The organism is Mesorhizobium sp. P2_H9, from assembly GCF_056403215.1.
This window is the reverse complement of the sequence record NZ_JBFUFX010000004.1, coordinates 346,357-364,472: the sequence shown is the minus strand read 5'-3', so window position 1 is coordinate 364,472 and position 18,116 is coordinate 346,357. Positions and strand designations below refer to the sequence as shown.

The 18,116-nt window shown below is 63.5% G+C and carries 17 protein-coding genes; 10 read left to right on the top strand and 7 right to left on the bottom strand.

Features of this window, described 5'->3' with window-relative positions; all coding sequences use genetic code 11:
* The first annotated feature begins 106 nt into the window (after positions 1-106).
* Positions 107-577 (top strand): MarR family winged helix-turn-helix transcriptional regulator, encoded by a 471-nt coding sequence (locus AC1DXN_RS09970; RefSeq protein ID WP_477241020.1) that lies wholly within the window; start codon positions 107-109, stop codon positions 575-577.
* Positions 578-590: 13 nt separating this feature from the next.
* Here the strand turns inward: AC1DXN_RS09970 and AC1DXN_RS09965 are convergent, their stop codons facing one another.
* Positions 591-1,463, bottom strand: coding sequence for an AraC family transcriptional regulator (locus AC1DXN_RS09965; protein ID WP_477275827.1), 873 nt, complete (start codon positions 1,461-1,463; stop codon positions 591-593).
* 36 nt (positions 1,464-1,499) lie between these two features.
* On the opposite strand from AC1DXN_RS09965, the gene AC1DXN_RS09960 reads away from it, so the two are divergent.
* The 5 genes from AC1DXN_RS09960 (at position 1,500) to AC1DXN_RS09940 (ending at position 5,512) form a co-directional block, all read left to right on the top strand.
* Positions 1,500-1,907 carry a DUF2000 family protein gene (locus tag AC1DXN_RS09960; RefSeq protein WP_477275825.1) on the top strand — a complete coding sequence of 136 codons (408 nt, stop codon included), beginning with the start codon at positions 1,500-1,502 and terminating at the stop codon, positions 1,905-1,907.
* Positions 1,908-2,075: 168 nt separating this feature from the next.
* Positions 2,076-2,960: a DMT family transporter gene (locus AC1DXN_RS09955; RefSeq protein WP_477275823.1), complete on the top strand. Its 885-nt coding sequence runs from the start codon at positions 2,076-2,078 to the stop codon at positions 2,958-2,960.
* A gap of 79 nt (positions 2,961-3,039) precedes the next feature.
* On the top strand, positions 3,040-4,062 hold the full coding sequence (locus AC1DXN_RS09950) for a LacI family DNA-binding transcriptional regulator (protein WP_477241856.1): 1,023 nt from the start codon (positions 3,040-3,042) through the stop codon (positions 4,060-4,062).
* Complete coding sequence (locus AC1DXN_RS09945; protein WP_477275821.1) at positions 4,059-5,042, top strand: 2-hydroxyacid dehydrogenase; 984 nt, start codon at positions 4,059-4,061, stop codon at positions 5,040-5,042. Before AC1DXN_RS09950 ends, AC1DXN_RS09945 begins: the two co-directional genes overlap by 4 nt.
* Positions 5,043-5,125: 83 nt before the next feature.
* A complete protein-coding gene (locus AC1DXN_RS09940) occupies positions 5,126-5,512 on the top strand; it encodes a hypothetical protein (protein ID WP_477275819.1) in 387 nt (128 codons plus the stop codon).
* 15 nt (positions 5,513-5,527) lie between these two features.
* Here the strand turns inward: AC1DXN_RS09940 and AC1DXN_RS09935 are convergent, their stop codons facing one another.
* The gene (locus tag AC1DXN_RS09935; protein ID WP_477275817.1) at positions 5,528-6,301 is read right to left on the bottom strand and encodes a gamma-glutamyl-gamma-aminobutyrate hydrolase family protein; all 774 of its coding nucleotides are present in this window, start codon (positions 6,299-6,301) and stop codon (positions 5,528-5,530) included.
* Positions 6,302-6,594: 293 nt separating this feature from the next.
* Between AC1DXN_RS09935 and AC1DXN_RS09930 the strand changes: the two genes are divergently transcribed.
* On the top strand, positions 6,595-7,704 hold the full coding sequence (locus AC1DXN_RS09930; RefSeq protein WP_477275815.1) for a TRAP transporter substrate-binding protein: 1,110 nt from the start codon (positions 6,595-6,597) through the stop codon (positions 7,702-7,704).
* A gap of 165 nt (positions 7,705-7,869) precedes the next feature.
* On the opposite strand, the gene AC1DXN_RS09925 is transcribed toward AC1DXN_RS09930, so the two are convergent.
* From AC1DXN_RS09925 to AC1DXN_RS09905, 5 genes are all read right to left on the bottom strand, one after another.
* A complete protein-coding gene (locus tag AC1DXN_RS09925) occupies positions 7,870-8,238 on the bottom strand; it encodes a VOC family protein (protein WP_477275813.1) in 369 nt (122 codons plus the stop codon).
* Between the two features lie 254 nt (positions 8,239-8,492).
* Complete coding sequence (locus AC1DXN_RS09920) at positions 8,493-9,521, bottom strand: zinc-dependent alcohol dehydrogenase family protein (RefSeq protein ID WP_477275811.1); 1,029 nt, start codon at positions 9,519-9,521, stop codon at positions 8,493-8,495.
* Between the two features lie 19 nt (positions 9,522-9,540).
* The gene (locus tag AC1DXN_RS09915) at positions 9,541-11,331 is read right to left on the bottom strand and encodes a TRAP transporter large permease (RefSeq protein WP_477275809.1); all 1,791 of its coding nucleotides are present in this window, start codon (positions 11,329-11,331) and stop codon (positions 9,541-9,543) included.
* Positions 11,328-11,933, bottom strand: coding sequence for a TRAP transporter small permease subunit (locus AC1DXN_RS09910; protein ID WP_477241042.1), 606 nt, complete (start codon positions 11,931-11,933; stop codon positions 11,328-11,330). Before AC1DXN_RS09910 ends, AC1DXN_RS09915 begins: the two co-directional genes overlap by 4 nt.
* A gap of 177 nt (positions 11,934-12,110) precedes the next feature.
* Positions 12,111-13,016 carry a branched-chain amino acid ABC transporter permease gene (locus AC1DXN_RS09905; protein ID WP_477241044.1) on the bottom strand — a complete coding sequence of 302 codons (906 nt, stop codon included), beginning with the start codon at positions 13,014-13,016 and terminating at the stop codon, positions 12,111-12,113.
* A gap of 149 nt (positions 13,017-13,165) precedes the next feature.
* Here AC1DXN_RS09905 and AC1DXN_RS09900 point away from each other — a divergent pair, with 149 nt between their 5' ends.
* From AC1DXN_RS09900 to AC1DXN_RS09890, 3 genes are all read left to right on the top strand, one after another.
* Entirely contained in the window at positions 13,166-13,774 is a 609-nt protein-coding gene (locus AC1DXN_RS09900) for a CGNR zinc finger domain-containing protein (protein ID WP_477241046.1), read from the top strand.
* Positions 13,767-14,297, top strand: a complete 531-nt coding sequence (locus AC1DXN_RS09895; protein WP_477241048.1) for a hypothetical protein — start codon at positions 13,767-13,769, stop codon at positions 14,295-14,297. The genes AC1DXN_RS09900 and AC1DXN_RS09895 overlap by 8 nt, the downstream gene beginning before the upstream one ends.
* A gap of 303 nt (positions 14,298-14,600) precedes the next feature.
* Complete coding sequence (locus AC1DXN_RS09890; protein WP_477275807.1) at positions 14,601-18,080, top strand: indolepyruvate ferredoxin oxidoreductase family protein; 3,480 nt, start codon at positions 14,601-14,603, stop codon at positions 18,078-18,080.
* Positions 18,081-18,116 lie beyond the last annotated feature (36 nt).

The window sequence follows — 18,116 nt, the reverse complement described above, 5'->3', positions numbered from 1 at the left end:
TGCCGGCAAAGCTGTTTTGCAAAGCCGGAATCTTTTTGATCGTCGATTGCCAACCCGGCGGCTGGGTCTATGCTGCCCGCACCGGTTCGGCCGAAGAGGGATGACCATGGCCAAGGCGGACAAGACTGCGACAATGAGCCGGCTGCATTCGGCGGCGCGGCTGGCGCGTACGGCGCTCGCCGCACGGCTGCTGGCGCACGGTTTCTATGCCGGGCAGGACCAGATCATGCTGGCGCTCGACCGCGAGGACGGCCAGACGCCCGGCAATCTCGCCGGCCGCCTCGGCGTGCGCCCGCCGACCATCACCAAGACCATCAACCGGCTGCAGGCGCAGGGTTTTCTGGAAAAGCGTGCCTCCTCGGCCGATGCCCGACAGGCCCATATCTTCCTCACCGAGACCGGCCGCGACATCATCCATGCCATCGAGAAATCGGTGAAGAAGACCGAAAAGCAGGCGCTGAAAGGCCTCGACAAGAAGGACCAGAAGGCGCTGTTCAAGCTGCTGGCCCGCATCGAGGCGAACCTTTCCAACGAGGAAATGGTGCTCATCGACGAGGACGCCGACATCGACGACTGATCTCGGTTGATTATCAGGCGGCCGCGTTCGCCGGCCCGTGGATCAGTGCCGACCAACGTCCCGGCGTAACGCCGAACGCCTTCTTGAAATGCCTGTTGAAATGGCTCTGGTCGCTGAAGCCGGCCGCAATGGCGATCTGCGCCAGTGGCTCGTTGGCCTCGATCATCCGGCGCGCCCGTTGCAGCCGGCGCATCAGCAGAAAGCGGTGCGGGCTGGTCGAGAAGGCGGCGCGGAAATGCCGCGACAGCGCGTAGCGGTCGAGCCCGGTGATTGATTCCAGCTCTTCCGAGCGCACGCTTCGCTCCGCATTTTCCTCGAGATAGTCGCGCGCCAGGTTGGCGGCACGCCATGCCGTTCTCAAGATCGGCTTTGCCGGCTGGCCGGCATGCCGTGCCAGGCTTTGCGTCAACTGCGCGATGAAATCGGTGACGAACAGCTCGTCCAGTTCCTGGTCCAGCGGCCCCAGCGCCGAAAGCAACGTCGCGCAGAAATCGCGGTCGCTCACCACGGCATCCCTCACGAACGGCAGCGAAGCGCCGCCGAGGCAGTCCAGAATGAGCGACGGCTCCAGATAGAGTATCCGGTAGCGCAGGCCGTCTTCGGTGCCGGCGCCGCCATCGTGCAGTTCGTCGGGATGCAGCACGATGATCTGGCCAGGCAGGCTGTGATGGGTCGTGCCGCGATAGCGAAAACTCTGCACGCCATGCAGTGTCACGCCGATCGCATAGGTGTCGTGGCGATGGAGATCGAAGGCGTTGCCGTGGAACCGCGCCTCGATACGTTCCATGCCGGCATGACCAGGGGCCGCGACGATGCAGCTTTCGCGCGCACCCACGCACAAACGTCCAAGACCTTGCAGGGCCTGCCTGTCTAGATCGTGCGGCATCGCCTCATTTCACAACTCGAATGGGTCAAGTCTCTCATGTTCGATACGAAGTTCGCAATCGTGCTGCACGACGATCTGCCGGTCTGGCAGAAGCTCAACGTCACTGCCTTCCTGACCAGCGGCATCGTCGCGCAGTGTCCCGATATCATCGGCGAGCCCTACCGCGACCGCGCCGGCAACATCTACAACCCGCTGTCGATCCAACCGATCATCGTCCTTTCAGCCGATCGCCCGACACTAAGCGCGATCCATCGGCGGGCTCTGGAGCGCGGTGTAACAACCTCGCTCTACGTCGACGAAATGTTTTCGACGGGCCACGACGTCGCCAACCGCGCCGTCTTTGCGCAATTCACGCCCGAAGACGCCAAGGTGGTCGGAATCGCGCTGCGTGCCGACAAGAAACTTGTCGACAAGATCACCAAAGGCGCCCGCATGCATGCCTGATCCCTCTCGGGCCTGTCGGCGCGTCTTGTTGGACCAGCCGCTTTTGACTTGCCGGCTGGCGGCAATTGCCGCAAAGGTGGGTTTCCGCCTTACCTTCCATTCGGCCCGATTTTGAGTGCTCCCCAAAAACAAGACGAAAGCGCGACGCCCCTGGCGGCGATCGTCTGCATGCTTTCGGTCTATGTGTGTTTCACCTTTCTCGACACCAGCAGCAAATATCTTGTGCTCGCCGGCGTCTCGGCGCTGATCGTCGCTTGGGCGCGCTTCACTGTGCATGTGCTGATCGTCGGGGTCTTTCTGCGCGGCTGGCGCGATCCGTCGCGCTTTCGCGCCAACAATCTGCCGGCGCATATACTGCGCGGCCTGTTCCTGTTCGGCTCCACCATATTCAACGTGCTGGCGCTGCGGACACTGCAGCTGGCCGAAACCACCTCGATCTTCTTCTTCGCGCCGATGGTGATCACCGCCCTTGCCGGTCCGCTTCTGGGCGAATGGGCTGGCTGGCGGCGCTGGCTGGCCATCCTGACCGGCTTTGTCGGGGTCCTCATCATCACCCGGCCCGGCGTCGGCGTTTTCGGCATCGGCCACCTCTTCGCGCTCTGTTCGATGCTGTCGAACTGCTTTTACGTCATCATGACGCGCCGCATGTCGGCGAGCGAAACCTCCGAGAGCCTCATCCTGTTTTCGGCGCTGGCGCCCGCCGTGTTGCTGTTGCCGCTGCTGCCGTTTTCGCTGTCGCTGCCGCAGGACGGCTGGCACTGGGTCGTCCTTTTGATGCTTGGCGTGTTTGGCGCCATCGGCCATTGGCTGCTGGTGCAGGCCTATCGCATCGCCACCACCACCGCGCTCGCGCCTTATCCCTATTCGCAAATGGTGTGGATGATCGTTTCCGGCTGGTTCTTCTTCAACCAGTTCCCCGACCGCTGGACGCTTCTGGGCGCTGCAATCATCGTCGCCAGCGGTCTTTACATCGTCCATCGCGAGCATCGGCTGCGCGTGCGCAATCGCGCCGCGCTCGACGTCGAGATGGAAGCGCTGGCAAAAAAACTTTGATTTGCCCCCGATCGATGGCATAACGCCGCCTTTAAACAGTTTAGGTCTGAAATTCAGGTCGTTCGGGGAGCGCAAGGCGCTGGCACAAAAAATCAAGCTTTCGACGATCGCGGACGCGCTTGGCGTGTCCACGGCCACCGTCTCGCTAGCGCTGCGCGACAGCCCGCTGGTCGCCGGCACCACGCGCGATCGCATCAAGGAGCATGCGCGGGCCATCGGCTATATCTACAACCGCCGTGCCGCCAGCCTGCGCACCTCGCGCTCGGGCATCGTTGGCGTCGTCGTCCACGACATCATGAACCCGTTCTTTGCCGAGATCCTGCGTTCGATCGAAAGCGAGCTCGACCGCAGCCGGCAGACCTTCATCCTGTCCAACCACTACGACCAGCTCGAAAAGCAGCGCACCTTCATCGACACGCTTCTGCAGCTCGGCGCCGACGGCGTCATCATGTCGCCGGCCATCGGCACGCCGGCTTCCGACATCGTCATGGCCGAGGAAAACGGCTTGCCGGCGGTGTTGATCGCGCGCACGGTCGAAGGCGCGGACGTGCCGGTGTTTCGCGGCGACGATTCCTATGGCACCGGGCTTGCCACCAATCACCTGATCTCGCTCGGCCACAAGCGCATCGCCATGATCGGCGGCACCGATCAGACCTCGACCGGCCGCGACCGCTACCAGGGCTATGTCAACGCCATGGAGGCGGCAGGGCTCGAAGTCAGGCCGTCCTGGCGCATTGCCGGCCCGCGCACCAAGCAGGCCGGTTTCGAGGCGGCTGGACAGTTTTTGGCGCTGAAAGACAAACCGACCGCGGCCTGCTGCTGGAATGATCTCGTCGCCATCGGCCTGATGAATGGCATCGCCCGCGCTGGCCTGGTGCCGGGTGTCGATATCTCCGTCACCGGCTATGACGATCTCGAGGAGGCTGCGATCGCAACGCCCGCACTGACCACGGTCTGGAACGGCCAGCGTGAGGTCGGCCGTCGCGCCGCCAGTGCGCTGCTCGACAAGCTCAACGGGCAGACGGTGCGGCCGTCGCAGGAACTCATCAAGCCGGAACTGCATGTGCGTCAGTCAACCGGCAAGCCGGTGGAGCGTGCATGACAAAGGCCGACCAATTGCAGACCGTCGCCATCCTGGTGCCGGGGCATTTCAACGACCATGCCGTTGAGCGCATAGACCGCACCTTCAATCGGATCAGGATCGAGCGCGCCGATCCGGCGCTGGTCACCGACGAGATGCGCAGCAAGGTGCGCGGCATCGCCTCCTTCGCTGGCATCGATGCCGCGATGATGGATGCATTGCCCAATCTCGAACTCATCGCCTCGTTCGGTGTCGGCTATGATTCGGTCGATGTCGGTCATGCGGCCGCGAAAAACATCATGGTCACCAACACGCCCGATGTGCTGACCGAGGAGGTTGCCGACACCGCGATCGGACTGCTGATCAACACCATTCGCGACCTGCCGCGCGCCGAAACCTGGCTGCGCGATGGCAGCTGGGTGCGCAACGGCAACTATCCGCTGAGCCGGTTGACCTTGCGTGGTCGCAAGGTCGGCATCTTCGGCATGGGCCGCATCGGGCAAGCCATTGCCCGGCGGCTGGAAGCCTTTGGCTTACCGGTCGCCTATCACAACCGGCGCCAGGTCGAAGGCTTGGCCTACGCCTACCACCCGACGTTGAAGGGCCTCGCCGAAGCGGTCGACACGCTGATTTCCGTGGCGCCCGGCGGCGCTTCGACGGAAAAGGCGGTCAATGCCGAAATCCTGTCGGCGCTCGGCGCCGACGGCGTCTTCGTCAACATCGGCCGTGGCAGCACCGTGGACGAGGCAGCCCTTGCCGTCGCCCTTGCCAACGGCACCATTGCCGCCGCCGGGCTCGATGTCTTTGCCGACGAACCGAACGTGCCCAAGGCGTTGCTCGAAGCGCCCAACACCTCGCTGCTGCCGCATGTCGGTTCGGCCTCGCACCACACGCGCCGCGCCATGGCCGATCTGTGCGTCGACAATCTGGTGTCCTGGTTCAGCGAGCGCCGGCCGGTGACGCCGGTGCCGGAGACGGCTCAGGTCAAGGCACGAGGCTGAGCGGCGGTCTGCCACATTTATTAACGTCGGCTTAACGCTTTGAAATCATTCTGTATCCTGCGCCGGGGGGCGTGGAGTGAAAGATGAGGATTCCGGCATTGATTGCGGCCGCGGCCTTGTTCGCCGGCGTTCAGCTGTTTCATGGCGGCAGCAGTGAAAGTGCCGCCAATGAAGCAAGGCCGACCAGCAACTACAGGCTGGTCGCCAATGGCGACGAAGCGGCTTGCGCCATCTCGCGTGGCGCCGAAGTTTCGGGCGGCTTGTCCTTGTTGACGGTCGCCTCGAATTGCCGCCGTCTGCTGCCGGGCATCGAGCATGCGAAATTCTGGCGCGAACAGAATGACGGCACGGTTGCCTTCAGCGTCAATGGCGTCGATCCGATCGTCACCTTCGGCGTCGCCGACGCCGATGGCTATGAATCCTACGCGCCGGCTTTGCCGCTGCTGTCGCTGGCTGCCACGGACAATTGATTTCGGAAGGCCGACCTATTCGGCGGCTGCGCGCGCGCCGGATTTCGCCGCCGCGTGCAAGCGGACCGCGTCGCCGAAGGCACGGAATATCTTTGTCGAGACGCTGTCCGACTTGACCCAGTATTCGGGGTGCCACTGGACGCCGACGGCGAAGGCGCGGGCGTCCCTCACAGAGACCGCTTCGATCGTGCCGTCCGTCGCCACCGCCTCGACCTGCAGCTTCGGGCCGAGCCGGTCGATCGCCTGGCGGTGCAACGAATTGACCTTGATGTCAGTGGCGCCGAAGACGCCGGCGAGGCAGCTCCCGGGCTTGATCGAAATGGTCTGGTGGATGGCGAAGCGTTCGTCCTGATTGTCGCTCACCGGCGCGCGATGGTCGTGCGAGCCCTCGCGCTCCTGGATCTCGGTGCCCAGCGTGCCGCCCAGCGCCACGTTCAGTTCCTGGATGCCACGGCAGATGGCGAGCAGCGGTACACCGCGCTCGATCGCCCTGCGAATCAGCGGCAGCGTCGTGGCATCGCGGGCGGGATCGTAGGGGCCGTTGGCATCGCTGGCATCACCGCCATAGAGCGATGGATGCACATTGGATTTCGAACCGGTGACCATGACGCCGTCGACCGACGACAGCAGTTCATCGAAATCGAGCCGGTCGCCGAAGGATGGCACCAAGAGCGGGAACACGCCGGCGCCTGACAGCGCTGCCTCGAGATATTGCTGCGGCGCGGCATGCCATGTGTAATTGTCGAACTGGCGGACGTCGGTCGATATGGCGACGAGCGGCTGATGCATTTTAGATCCGGGTTCCATTTGGTGCGAACAACACTTCTGCCTGCAAAATAGGCGATCTGAAGGCGCTTTTCCATGACAAGTTTCGCGCTGTCGCATGGGCCACGAAATCGTGCATTAGACTATAGTTGCAGGCTCTGCGTGTGCGCTGCGATTATTCCCGAAACGTTGCCGTCAAATCCGGACGCCGTGCTGGACTCGACCTCTTGCCCGTGTATTGTTTCGCCCCAGGCCGAGCTGGGCTATCGAGGATTTGCCCGAATGCCGGTCTGTTTGATCCAAACGGGAGGAACTTCATGGATCGTCGTTCATTCATCCGCAAGGCCGGCACAACCGGCGTGGGGGCAGCGGCGGCGGCCGCGACGCTCGCCGCGCCAGCCATCGCTCAATCCAATCCCAAAGTGACGTGGCGCCTTGCGTCGTCGTTCCCGAAATCGCTCGACACAATCTATGGCGGCGCCGAGGTCTTCTCCAAGATGCTGTCGGATGCGACCGACGGCAACTTCCAGGTCCAGGTCTTTGCCGCGGGCGAGCTCGTGCCCGGCCTGCAGGCCGCGGACGCGACCACGGCCGGCACCGTCGAGGCCTGCCACACGGTGGCATATTATTACTGGGGCAAGGACCCGACATGGGCGCTGGGCGCGGCGGTGCCGTTCTCGCTCAACGCGCGCGGCATGAATGCCTGGCACTATCACGGCGGTGGCATCGACCTGTTCAACGAGTTTCTCGCCACGCAGGGGCTCTTCGGCCTGCCCGGTGGCAACACCGGCGTGCAGATGGGCGGCTGGTTCCGCAAGGAGATCAACACGGTCGCCGACCTCTCCGGTCTCAAGATGCGCATCGGCGGCTTTGCCGGCAAAGTTGTCTCGAAGCTCGGCGTCGTGCCGCAGCAGATCGCCGGTGGCGACATCTATCCGGCGCTGGAAAAAGGCACCATCGATGCCGCCGAATGGGTTGGCCCCTATGACGACGAGAAGCTCGGCTTCTACAAGGTCGCGCCCTATTACTACTATCCCGGCTGGTGGGAAGGTGGCCCGACCGTGCATCTGATGTTCAACAAGGCGAAATACGAAGAGCTCTCGCCGGCCTACAAGTCCTTGGTGCGCACCGCCGCCCAGGCGACCGACGCCAACATGCTGCAGAAATACGACTTCCTCAATCCGGCGGCGGTGAAGCGGCTGGTGGCCGGCGGCGCGAAATTGCGCCCGTTCACCCAGGAGATCATGGCTGCCTGCTTCGAAAAGGCCAACGAGGTCTATGCCGAAATGGAAGCCACGAATGCACCCTTCAAGAAGATCTGGGACTCGATCAAGGGCTTCCGCAAGGAGCACTATCTGTGGGCGCAGGTGGCCGAATACAATTACGACACCTTCATGATGGTCCAGCAGCGCAACGGCAAGCTGTAGGTTTTGGGCTTTGCTGAAAACGACCCCGGGCTTGTCGGCCCGGGGTCTTTTTTTGTCAGGCTTAATGCATGTCGCCCAAAAGTGCGCAGCGGTTTTGGGACAACGACATGCATCAAAACAAAGATTTAAAGCGCGTTGCCTGTATCCGCTTCAAGGCGACGCGCTTTAGGAAGCGCTGACCTCAATGAGGAGGCCGCCCGGCGCATGACAATAAAAGGTCGTCGACTTGATGCCGCCGCGCGTCAGCTCCTGGACCTCGCCAGGCTGCAGGCCGGCATCGGCAAGTTCGGCATGCTTGGTGTGCACGCCATCTGCTTTGCCGACGAAGAAGCCGACATGAAACCCGTCGGGATAGGATGCTGCCTCTCCCTTGCCGGGTTTCATCAGGTTGAGGGCAAAGCCGTCGGTCCCCTGTAGAACCGCGAAGGCATCCTTGCCGCGCATGGCGACAAGTTCGAAGCCGAAATGGCTGGTGAAGAAGCCGGCAAGGGCGGCAACTTCTGATGTAACGAGATTTGCGTGGTTCAGTCTCATGGTCGTTCCTGTTCCGGTTTGAGATGCGGACAGGCGTGGCTGCAGACCGTGAAACCGGCGGGGCTGTGACATCAGGAAATCCAGACATGACCCAACCGGCTCGCGGGCTTCGCCTCGCTTGCCGGCCGCGGGTTCTCCCGCAAATCAAGCGGCGAACAGGCCTCCGTTCAAAAACGGAAGAAACCGGACTACCGAACCGGTCATGTCTTTTTCGGCGCCGGTTGAATAGCCGATCAGCGAACCGCCGGCAAGCGTCAGCTCAGGCTCGGCACCACCAGCACCTTGACTTCGCCGGGCGCAGCCGGATTGGCGATCACCGCTACCGCCTCTTCCAGCGTCACCTGCCTGGAGATCAACCTGTCGATCTCGATCGCGCCCGAGGCGATGAGATCGGCCGCCCGGCGATGGGTGAACGGGTTTACGAAAGAGCCCTGAACCTTCAATTCCCGAAACAACAGATCGAAAGGCTCGAACTCCGCCTTCATGCCTTGTGGCATTACCCCGACGATGACGATTGTGCCGCCGGCCCTGGCCAGCCGCAGCGACTGCTCGACGGTCTCCCTGACGCCGGCGCATTCGAACACCACATCGACACCGCCCGGCACCAGTCCGGATGGTCCGGCGATCGCGTTGATCACATCGGAAACGTTGGGGTCCACCGTCGCCGTCGCGCCCAATTCCTCGGCAAGGGCGCGCCGCGAGGCCTGGCGCGTCGACAGAATGATGGTCGTCGCCCCTGCCAGCCTGGCCAGTTGCACGGTTAGCAGGCCGATCACGCCGCCGCCAAGCACGACAACCGAGGCGCCGGGCCTGATCTCAGCCAGGTCGACGCCATGCAGGCAGCACCCAAGCGGCTCGCAGAACGCGCCATGCGTCGGCTTGAGATCGCTCGGCAGAATGAAGGCCTGCGTCTGCGGCATGACGACATACTCGGCAAAGCCGCCATCGCGATGGATGCCGATGGCGCGCAGATTCTTGCACAGATTGACCCGCCCGGCATGACAATGCGTGCATCGCCCGCAGGCGATGTTGGGATTGCCGGTGACCCGGTCGCCAAGGGCAAAGCCGGATACCGAACTTCCGACCGTCTCGACGATGCCGGAGAATTCATGTCCCAGCGTGACCGGTGGCGTGCAGGGGAATTCGCCATGGAGAAGATGCCGGTCGGTGCCGCAGACACCGCAGGCCTCGATCCGCACCAGAAGATCGCCAGGGCCGGCAGACGGTTTGTCGACCTCGCGCAGCGCGATGCTGCCAATCGCCTCCAGACGCACCGCTTTCATGACTGCTCACCCATCCGCATCAGTTGAAGTTCGGCGGCTGGGAGAGGTCGGTTGCCGGCGCCGCCGGCTTGGCGGGCGGCGCATCGCCGAAGTTCGGTGGCTGCGACAGGTCGTTGGTCGGAGCTGCCGGTGCAGCGCCGCCATTGGCCGGGGCGCCGCCATCCGCCGGCGCCGTGCCGAGCGGCGACAGACCTGGCATGTCCGGCAGCTGAATTTCGATCGTGCCGGGATCGACCGCCGCGCCCTTGTAGCGCATCACCATCTGCGGGAAGGCGATGGTCAGTCCGATCATGATGACCTGGATGCAGACGAAGGGCACCGCCCCCCAATAGATCTGACCGGTGGTGACCGGTGCGATCTGCTTGCCGGTGAGGCGATCGAGATAGGGCACGCGGGCAGCGACCGAGCGCAGGTAGAACAGCGCGAAGCCGAAGGGCGGGTGCATGAAAGAGGTCTGCATGTTGACGCCCAGCAGCACGCCGAACCAGATCAGGTCGATGCCGAGCTTGTCGGCGGCCGGCGCCAAGAGCGGCACGATGATGAAGGCAAGCTCGAAGAAGTCGAGGAAGAAGGCGAGGAAGAAGACCAGGATGTTGACCCCGATCAGGAAGCCGACTTCACCGCCCGGCAGCGAGATCAACAGATGCTCGACCCAGATGTGGCCGTTGACGCCGTAGAAGGTGAGCGAAAACACCCGCGCGCCGATCAGGATGAACAGCACGAAGGACGACAGCCGCGTCGTCGAGGTCAGTGCCTGTTTGATCACATCCAGCGACAGCCGCCCCTTTACCGCGGCCATGATCAGCGCGCCGACGGAGCCCATGGCGCCGCCTTCGGTCGGCGTGGCGATGCCGAGGAAGATGGTGCCAAGCACCAGGAAGATCAGCGCCAGCGGCGGGATCAGCACGATGATCACCTGCTGCGCCAGCCTGGACATCATGTTGATGTTCAGGCGCTTGTCGGCGATGGCCACGATGTAGATGAAGATCACGCCGACGCTGGCGCCGAGGATGTCGGCATTGTCGCCATGCGCCGGCACCAGATAGCGATACGCCGCATAAGAAATCACCACCGCCGCCAGCAGCGCCGCCAGCAGCGAAAGCACACCGTGACCCAGCGTGCGGGCTTCCAGCGGCAAGGCCGGCATCGACTTTGGCCGGACGATCGACATGATCAGGATGTACAGCGCATAGAGGCCGGTCAGCACCAGGCCGGGGATCAACGCGCCCGCATACATGTCGCCGACCGAGCGGCCGAGCTGGTCGGCAAGCACGATCAGCACCAGCGATGGCGGGATGATCTGGGCGAGCGTGCCCGACGCCGCGATGACACCGGCAGCGACACTGCGGTCATAACCGTAGCGCAGCATGATCGGCAATGAGATCAGTCCCATGGCGATGACGGAAGCCGCCACGACGCCGGTGGTCGCGGCCAGCAGCGCGCCGACGAAGATCACGGCATAGGCGAGGCCGCCGCGGATCGGTCCGAACAGCTGGCCGATCGTGTCGAGCAGGTCCTCGGCCATGCCGGAGCGTTCGAGCACGATGCCCATGAAGGTGAAGAACGGAATGGCCAGCAGCGTGTCGTTCGACATCACCCGGCTGCCGTAGAAATTATCCGGCAGCGCATGCAGCAGCGGCCAGGCGAGGTTGATCGATCCGCCCGAGTAGGGCGACAGGAGTACGCCGATGAAGAAGAACATCAGGCCGTTGGCGGCCAGCGAAAAGGCGACGGGGTAGCCGATCAGCAGGAAGATGATCAGCGAGGCGAACATGATCGGCGCCATGTTCTGGGCGATGAACTCCATCATGAGCGCACCTGCCCGGCGAGTGCCTTGGCTTCTTCGGCGAGCGCCTTGGCCTCAAGTTCGGCCTGCTCATGCGCGGATATGAACGGGTTTGGATCGTCCATGTCGCCACGCATGATGGCGATCTTCTTGATGATCTCGGAAATGCCCTGCAGCGCCAGCAGGAAGAAGCCGACCAAAAGGATGGCCTTGGCCGGCCAGATGATCAGCCCGCCGGAATTGTTCGACATCTCGCCGCTACGGAACGACAGCGACACATAGGGAACGAAATAGATCACCATCAGCGTCACGAACGGCATCAGGAAGAAGAGGTGGCCGAGAAGGTCGATCCAGTGCTGCACCCGACGCGAGAACATGCCGTAGACGATGTCGATGCGGATATGGTCGTTCTGCTTCAGCGTGTAGGCGGCGGCCAGCATGAAGGCGGCGCCGAACAGATACCACTGCAGCTCCAGCCAGGCGTTCGACGAGATGTCAAAAACTTTGCGGATGATTGCGTTGGCGGCGCTGACCAGAATTGCCAGCAGGATCAGCCACGACACCCATTTGCCGATGAACTCGTTCATACGGTCGATCGTTCTGGATAGAGCGAGAAGCCCTGCCATGCATTCCTCCCTTATGTCAGAGGCGTGCCGATCCCCCCGCTTTTCCGCCACGCTGCTGTGGCCCAACGGTATGCCGTGCGTGGTTCGGCGGGTCAACATGGAGAGAGCGGGTAAACGCTGTTGTCAGGCCAAACCTGCTGCCTGGCCGCGCGGCATGCAACCAAAGTCTGATACGGTTCAGACGATCTTCTGCTGGTCGCGGCCGGCGCCGATCAGCAACAGCATGGCGACGAGGAACAGATACATCCAGGCATCGCGCCATTCGAGCGGGAAATAGCCGGCCCACAGCGATTCGCCCATGCCGAAGCAAGCGGCGCCAAGGGCGGCCCGCGGCGGCGAGAGGTAGCCGCCGACCGCGGTCACGAACAGAATCTTCAGCCCGTACACCAGACCGGTGCCGAAGCTGATATTGCCGTAATAGAGACCGGCCAGCATGCCGGCCAGTGCCGCGCAGAAACTGCCCGCGAGCACCGCGCCGCGGAACACCGCGCGCACGTCGACCCCGCACATGGCGGCTGCTTTGGGATCGTCGGATACGGCGCGCCAGCGCCGGCCGAAGCTCGACCGGGCGAATGCCCAGGCGGCGAACGCAATGATTGCCAGCACGAATGCGCAGTCGAGCACCTGGATGAGCGTCAGTGTCGCCGTGAATGTGGGACTTTGCGCGAAAATGATGGGTTGGGCCAGCATTGGCGGCAGCCACAGATCATGCGTGTCGGCGGCGATGCGGCTTGCTTCCGACAGCACCAGCAAGATGCCGAGCGTCGTCACCACGATGGCGTTGGGCGTACGGTCGGCCAGCGGTTCGAAGACGCTGCGCGACAGGACATGGCTGATCAGCGCCGCATACAGCAACGCCGAGACGACGCCGAGCGCGACCGATGCGAACAGCGTCAGCCACAGGGTCTGGTAGCCAAAAGCCGCGGTCAGGATCATCGTCTGCCCGCAAAAGGCGAACACCGCGCCATAGGCGAGGTTGGTGCGGTGCAGGATGCCGTTGGTCAGCACATAGCCGAAGGCGAGCAGCGCATAGAGCGCGCCCGAATGCAGCCCGTTCAGAACCTGCTGGAAGAAATAGAGCATGCACAGTCCTCAGAGCATGTCGCCCAAAAGTGCGAGGCGGTTTTGGGACGACGACATGCTCGACAAAAGGTCGCCACAAAGGCACCCAGCCAAGGTTTGCATTGTAGAATCTAACTTGTCAAACGCGATTTATCGGTTAGATTTGTGCCATGACGGTATCCTGGACCCCGCACCGCTTCACCGGCGGCATTCTTGCGCTCGACACGGCGAACACCGTCGTGCTGCGTGACGACCCCCAGAAAACCTTCGACCGTTTCGACAACCCGGCGGAAATCGCTCGTTTTGCCGATGCCGCAAGCGGCTTTCGTGCCGCCGAGCTTGGCGGCAGGCGGCTGGAAGCGCCGTTGCCGGACAAGATCGCACCGGTCGTGCTGTCGATTCGCGAGACGACCGACCGGCTGTTTCGCGGCGCGGTGGCCAAAGGCGTTGTTGCCACCGGCGATCTGCCCGGCTTCCTGGAGGCCTGCGCCGACGGTCTTGCGCGCAGCCGCACCGAAATCGGCGCGCCTGGGCGGCCGTTCGGCGATCCGGCGACGCCGATCGCCTTCGAGGCGGCACTTGCCGTCTCGGCGTTGTCGCTGCTGCGCGACGACACCGTGGCAAGGCTCAGGATCTGTCCCAACTGCAGCTGGCTGTTCGTCGACCGAAGCCGCAATTCCAGCCGGCTTTGGTGCGACATGGCGGTGTGCGGCAACCGTCAGAAGGCAAGTCGACATTATCGCCGCCGGACGGCGGCCAGGGAGGTCTCCGATGCCTAGAAAATATTCGCGTTCGATGGTTCTGGCTGCCGCCTTGTTTGCGGCCGCCGCCCTTGGCGCCTGCCGCGACTCCGGCGAGGATCAGTTGTTTGCCATCTCCGGCAAGCTGTTCGAATTCAACTACCGCCTGGGCATCGCCACCTATGTCATCACCCTCAATCCGCTGCGGCCGATGGGCGAGGGGCAGGTCGCGGTGGTCAGCTTCCAGAACCCGGCCGGTGGCGATCCGATTATCGTCAACCAGAAGATATGGCCGAAACTCGCGCACATAACGCTCACCAGCCCGCCGCTCACCTGCGTGGTCAAGGACAAGCCCTATGCGGTGTCGATCCGCATCGAGGATGCCAGCGGCACCTTGCTGCAGAGCTTCGAGACGACGCTGACATCCTCGCTCGATCAGTCGATCCTGCCCGATCGGCCGCTTGTAGTGGGGCCGGTCTACGAACTCAACAAGGACATGGTCGGCCACGCCGACGGCAAGCTGCCGGGCGAGCCCAAGCCGGATTGTTCGAAGGCCGCCTGACGCGGCCTCTATCTCTTTGTTTTTGCGCAATTCCCTGGGGAAAGCGCTCCGCGCTTTCCCCAGGAAAACCGTTCACACTTTTCCTGGAATTGCTCTGGCCTGCCGCGGCCGGAACTTCCTGCACCGCGAAGCCTGTTGTCGCGTAATTTTCATACGCCGGCCGATGCGCACCGGATCGTTCGTTGCGCATTGCCTGGTATCTTCGATTTTATTTGACCTCCCCGGCAAGGGGAGAAACACTGTGGCGTCCGACTCCGACGTTGGTTGCACGCCTTGGCGTGGCCTCCGCAGAGGAAATGCCTGATGACGCTGCATGATGTCGCGCTCGACGACAAGTTCGATCTTGGCAAGGAGCGCATCTTCCTGTCCGGCGCGCAGGCGGTCATCCGCATGCTTTTGATGCAGCGCGAGCGCGATCGCCGCGCTGGCCTGAACACCGCCGGCTTCGTCTCCGGCTATCGCGGCTCGCCGCTTGGCGGCCTCGACATGCAGCTGTGGAAGGCCAAGAAGCAGCTGGCCCAGTCGGAGATCGTCTTTCAGCCCGGCCTCAACGAAGAGCTCGCCGCGACGGCGTGCTGGGGTTCGCAGCAGACCGAATTGCTGGGCGAAGGCACCCATGACGGCGTGTTTTCCGTCTGGTACGGCAAGGGCCCGGGCGTCGACCGCTCCGGCGACGTGTTCCGCCATGCCAACCTTGCCGGCTCGTCAAAACATGGCGGCGTCCTTGCCCTGATGGGCGACGACCACATGGCTGAATCCTCGACCAATGCGCATGCCACCGAATTCCTGTTCGTCGACACCATGGTGCCGATCCTCAACCCGGCCGGGGTCCAAGAGATCATCGACTACGGGCTCTACGGCTTTGCCATGTCGCGCTTTGCCGGCACCTGGGCGGCGATCAAATGCGTCAAGGACAATGTCGAATCGACGGCTTCCGTCGATGCCTCGCTCGAACGGCTGAACATTGTCGTGCCCGACTTCGACATGCCGCCCGGCGGCCTCAACATCCGCCATGAGATCGACATGCTCGGCCAGGAGGAGCGGCTGCATGAGTACAAGCGCGCCGCGGCTTCCGCCTTTATCCACGCCAATGGCCTGAACCGGATCGTCTATTCGGGCGGCCGCAGCCCCAAGCTCGGCATCATCACGCTGGGCAAGAGCTATCTCGATGTTCGCCAGGCGCTGGAAGACATCGGCGTCGACGAAGCGGCGGCCAACCGCATCGGCATCCGGCTGTTCAAGGTAGGCTGTCCGTGGCCGCTCGACCTGCAGCATATCACTGACTTTGCCCGCGGCCTCGACACCATCGTCGTCGTCGAGGAAAAGCGCTCGCTGATCGAAGTGCAGTTGCGCGAAAGCCTTTATGGCACCGCCACCCAGCCGGCCATCGTCGGCAAGAAGGACGAGCGCGGCGACTGGCTGTTCCCGGCCAAGGGCGCGCTCGACCCCAACGACATCGCCATCGCGCTCGGCGAACGGATCCTGAGGACGATTGGCCCGTCGGAAGAGATCGCCGCGCGGGTGGCAAAACTGCGCCAGTTCCAGGCAATGCTTGCCGACACAGCCGACATCGCCACGCGCACGCCCTTCTTCTGCTCCGGCTGCCCGCACAATTCGTCGACCAAGGTGCCGGACGGCTCGCTTGCCGCCGCCGGCATTGGCTGCCACTTCATGGCGCTGTGGATGGACCGCAACACTGTCGGCTTCACCGCCATGGGCGGCGAGGGCGCACAATGGGTCGGCCAGGCGCCGTTCTCCAAGCGAGAGCACATCTTCCAGAATCTCGGTGACGGCACCTACAATCACTCCGGCGCGCTGGCGATCCGCTTCGCGCTTTCGACCGATGCCAACATCACCTACAAGATCCTCTACAACGACGCCGTCGCCATGACCGGCGGCCAGCCGCATGATGGTGGCCTGACCGTCGACATGATCGCCAGACAGGTGCGCGCCGAAGGTGTCGAGCGCATCGCCATCGTCACCGACGAGCCGGATAAATATGCCGGGAAGGCCGAATTCCCCACCGGCGCCAGCATCCATCACCGCGACGACCTCGACCTCGTCCAGCGCCAGTTGCGTGACGTCAAAGGCATATCGGTGCTGCTCTACGACCAGACTTGCGCTGCCGAAAAGCGCCGCCGCCGCAAGCGCGGCACCTTCCCCGATCCCGACAAGCGCGTCTTCATCAACGAACTCGTCTGCGAAGGCTGCGGCGATTGCGGCGTGCAGTCCAACTGCGTCTCAATCCAGCCGGTCGAGACCGAATTCGGCCGCAAGCGCAAGATCGATCAGTCGAGCTGCAACAAGGATTTTTCCTGCGTCAACGGCTTCTGCCCGTCCTTCGTCACTGTCCATGGCGCCAAGATCAGGAAGGCCGAGGGCATCGCCGGCAGCACCGATCCGCTCGACGGCGTACCGGTTCCCGCCGAATTCCCGCTCGGCGAGCAAGGCTGGGCGGCGATCATCGACGGCGTCGGCGGCACCGGCGTCGTCACCATAGGTGCTGTGCTCGGCATGGCGGCCCATCTCGAAGACAAGGGCTGCGGCATGATCGACATGGCCGGCCTCGCCCAGAAGGGCGGTTCGGTGTTCACCCATGTCCGCATCGCCCGCACGCCCGACGATATCCACGCCATCCGCGTATCGGCGGGCAAGGCCGATCTGGTGCTGGGCTGCGACCTCGTCGTGTCGGGCGCCAAGAAGGTGCTGGCCGCGGTGCGCGAAGGCCACACCATCTTTCTCGCCAACACCGCCGAGATCATGCCCGGCGATTTCACCCGTTCAGCCGATTTCTCGCTGCCGGTCGAGCGGCTGAAAAAAGCGATCCGCACTGCCGCCGGCGACGACAAGGCGCATTTCTTCGACGCCACCCGCACCGCCACCGCGCTGTTCGGCAATTCGCTCGGCGCCAACATGTTCATGCTCGGCTTCGCCTTCCAGCATGGCGGGCTGCCGCTGTCGGCAGAGGCGGTCGAAAAGGCGATCGAGCTCAACGGCGAAGCGGTGGCGATGAATGTCGCTGCGTTCCGCTGGGGCCGCCGCGCTGCCCACCAGCCGGATTTCGTGCGCGGCCTCATCGCCCAGCCGGGCCAGACCCCGCAGACTGCCGCCCTTGCCGAGACTCTGGACGACATCATTGCCCGCCGCGTCGCCTTCCTGACCGCCTATCAGAACGCCGCCTATGGCAAGCGCTATGCCGACAGATTGGCCGCGCTGCGCCAGGCCGAAGCCAGGGCCGTGCCTGGCTCGTCCGCGGTCACCGAGGCGGCGGCAAGAAACCTGTTCAAGCTGATGGCGATCAAGGACGAATACGAGGTGGCGCGGCTTTACACGGATGGCTCCTTCGCCGCTGAGCTTGGAAAACAGTTCCAGAGCTACGAAAAACTCGAATTCCATCTCGCGCCGCCGATCATGGGCAGGCGCGGCAATGACGGCAAACCGCGGAAATCGAGCGTTGGCCCGTGGATGATGCAGGGATTTCGCCTGCTGGCCGCGATCAAGGGCCTGCGCGGCACCGCTTTCGACCTGTTCGGCTACAGCGCCGAGCGGCGCATGGAGCGGCAGCTTCTGGCCCAGTATGAGGCCGATCTGGAGCTTGTTGGCGCGGCACTGGCGCCGGGCAAGATTGAGGCCGCGGTCGCGCTCGCCTCGGTGCCGGCGCTCATTCGCGGCTATGGCCATGTCAGGCAAGCCAGTGCCGAAAAGGCGGCGGGCGAGCGCGCCAGGCTTCTCAACCGGCTGAGCCAGGCCTTGCCGGAGCCGGCACTTCACGCAGCGGAGTGACCGCGCCAACGCACCAACGGATTGCCGGAAGCCTGA

Coding starts and splice junctions, on each gene's coding strand:
- AC1DXN_RS09960 (WP_477275825.1), top strand. CDS start 1,500: ATGTTCGATACGAAGTTCGCAATCGTGCTGCACGACGATCTGCCGGTC.
- AC1DXN_RS09940 (WP_477275819.1), top strand. CDS start 5,126: ATGAGGATTCCGGCATTGATTGCGGCCGCGGCCTTGTTCGCCGGCGTT.
- AC1DXN_RS09945 (WP_477275821.1), top strand. CDS start 4,059: ATGACAAAGGCCGACCAATTGCAGACCGTCGCCATCCTGGTGCCGGGG.
- AC1DXN_RS09930 (WP_477275815.1), top strand. CDS start 6,595: ATGGATCGTCGTTCATTCATCCGCAAGGCCGGCACAACCGGCGTGGGG.
- AC1DXN_RS09905 (WP_477241044.1), bottom strand. CDS start 13,016: ATGCTCTATTTCTTCCAGCAGGTTCTGAACGGGCTGCATTCGGGCGCG.
- AC1DXN_RS09910 (WP_477241042.1), bottom strand. CDS start 11,933: ATGGCAGGGCTTCTCGCTCTATCCAGAACGATCGACCGTATGAACGAG.
- AC1DXN_RS09935 (WP_477275817.1), bottom strand. CDS start 6,301: ATGCATCAGCCGCTCGTCGCCATATCGACCGACGTCCGCCAGTTCGAC.
- AC1DXN_RS09925 (WP_477275813.1), bottom strand. CDS start 8,238: ATGAGACTGAACCACGCAAATCTCGTTACATCAGAAGTTGCCGCCCTT.
- AC1DXN_RS09970 (WP_477241020.1), top strand. CDS start 107: ATGGCCAAGGCGGACAAGACTGCGACAATGAGCCGGCTGCATTCGGCG.
- AC1DXN_RS09890 (WP_477275807.1), top strand. CDS start 14,601: ATGACGCTGCATGATGTCGCGCTCGACGACAAGTTCGATCTTGGCAAG.
- AC1DXN_RS09965 (WP_477275827.1), bottom strand. CDS start 1,463: ATGCCGCACGATCTAGACAGGCAGGCCCTGCAAGGTCTTGGACGTTTG.
- AC1DXN_RS09915 (WP_477275809.1), bottom strand. CDS start 11,331: ATGATGGAGTTCATCGCCCAGAACATGGCGCCGATCATGTTCGCCTCG.
- AC1DXN_RS09895 (WP_477241048.1), top strand. CDS start 13,767: ATGCCTAGAAAATATTCGCGTTCGATGGTTCTGGCTGCCGCCTTGTTT.
- AC1DXN_RS09900 (WP_477241046.1), top strand. CDS start 13,166: ATGACGGTATCCTGGACCCCGCACCGCTTCACCGGCGGCATTCTTGCG.
- AC1DXN_RS09920 (WP_477275811.1), bottom strand. CDS start 9,521: ATGAAAGCGGTGCGTCTGGAGGCGATTGGCAGCATCGCGCTGCGCGAG.
- AC1DXN_RS09955 (WP_477275823.1), top strand. CDS start 2,076: ATGCTTTCGGTCTATGTGTGTTTCACCTTTCTCGACACCAGCAGCAAA.